Origin of the sequence: Geobacillus zalihae NBRC 101842, from assembly GCF_001544135.1 — a bacterium.
GTDB lineage: Bacteria > Bacillota > Bacilli > Bacillales > Anoxybacillaceae > Geobacillus > Geobacillus zalihae.
The window spans coordinates 1-1,255 of the sequence record NZ_BCPV01000134.1 but is presented as its reverse complement, the minus strand read 5'-3'; the positions used below and the strand labels follow the sequence as shown (position 1 = coordinate 1,255).

3 protein-coding genes are annotated in these 1,255 nt (G+C 48.4%); all 3 read right to left on the bottom strand.

The genetic code is table 11. The features are described 5' to 3' along the window. On the bottom strand, positions 1 to 607 hold a 607-nt coding region (locus GZ1_RS17705), incomplete at its 3' end, for a rolling circle replication-associated protein (RefSeq protein ID WP_157074402.1). A 68-nt stretch (positions 608 to 675) separates the two neighbouring features. Further along, positions 676 to 888 carry a hypothetical protein gene (locus GZ1_RS17700; protein ID WP_060789014.1) on the bottom strand — a complete coding sequence of 71 codons (213 nt, stop codon included), beginning with the start codon at positions 886 to 888 and terminating at the stop codon, positions 676 to 678. A 182-nt stretch (positions 889 to 1,070) separates the two neighbouring features. After that, positions 1,071 to 1,255: hypothetical protein (locus GZ1_RS19360; RefSeq protein WP_167346375.1), on the bottom strand; the 185-nt coding region annotated here is incomplete at its 5' end.

The window sequence follows — 1,255 nt, the reverse complement described above, 5'->3', positions numbered from 1 at the left end:
CCTCGACTGGCTTCGCAAGACCACGACTGGAAAAATAGCATTTTTGCTCCCTCAACCTTTCATCATCACAATCCTTTGTCATGTACTTCGTCACATACGCCCCGACGTTATCACAATCATCTATCGCCCTAATATGTACGAAACCATGACCCCATATCCTTTCCAGATCAGCATGTGGAACATACGGCATATTAAACGCAACGACATGATAATGAACCGCACCGCGTTTTTGAAACTCAATAACAGCAACATACTTAAGATTATTAGGACATCCCCATATATGCCGCGACAATCTCTGTCTAAACTTCTTAAACTCATTATTAGCCCATTTAATATCCGTCACATTTTCCGCAAACGTCAACGTAAAAAACTTCGGCTTTTCGCCCCAAGCATCTACATTCGAATTAATCAACCTTCTAACTTCCCTTTTCGCCCTACTCAAAACTATTTCCCTATTTTTCTCTCTATCCTCTTCATTCGCGCCTTTTCCAGCACGACCAACAGACTTAGAACCGTCTTTATTGTCCTTACCTGTCTTTATGTCCCTTTCGTACTCGTAGATCTCTACGACATGTCCAGACATGACTACTTTCGCGCCATATATCATCCAACTATACTCACCCCCCGCGTGCTTATTAATCACTATAATCAAGTAAAGTATATAGACGCTCCACCTCATATGCTCCGACTATCCGAGATCAAGCGATACAGCCGCAACACATCTGGCGCGATCTCCTTTTCGGCGCGATCACGCAACAACGGAATGCGGAATTCGCGTTCCATGTCCGTCATGATGTCCGCCAACAGAAAATCGCGTCGTGATCTCGGCGCACCCATCGCGTCACGGTATCGCTGCTTGTACTCCGCTAACTTCTCTTGTCGCGTCATGTCCTTCACCTCCTTTCACGTGTCGCGACACAGCCACGGTCGTAGCCTTGACACTGGGGCCCTGCGCCCTCTGGACTCCCTATGCTTGACGGCAGGCACAAGGCCTGCCGCTCCCCTCGCTTCGCTCGGCAAGCATACCAGAGGGCGCCACCCAGTATCAAGGCACGCGGCGCAAGCGCCGCTTACGACCTGTTTTGCGCCTCGACTCTTTTCTTTATCTCCTGCACCACATTCTCCAAAGCGCCTACCATCTCCAGCGACTTTCCAGCCTCACTCGCAACAGTTTCCACCATGTCCTCCAGCAACGTTTCAAACATCTTTTTCTGCATTTCCTCGTTTTTCTCAATCCTCGAAACATATTCACCAA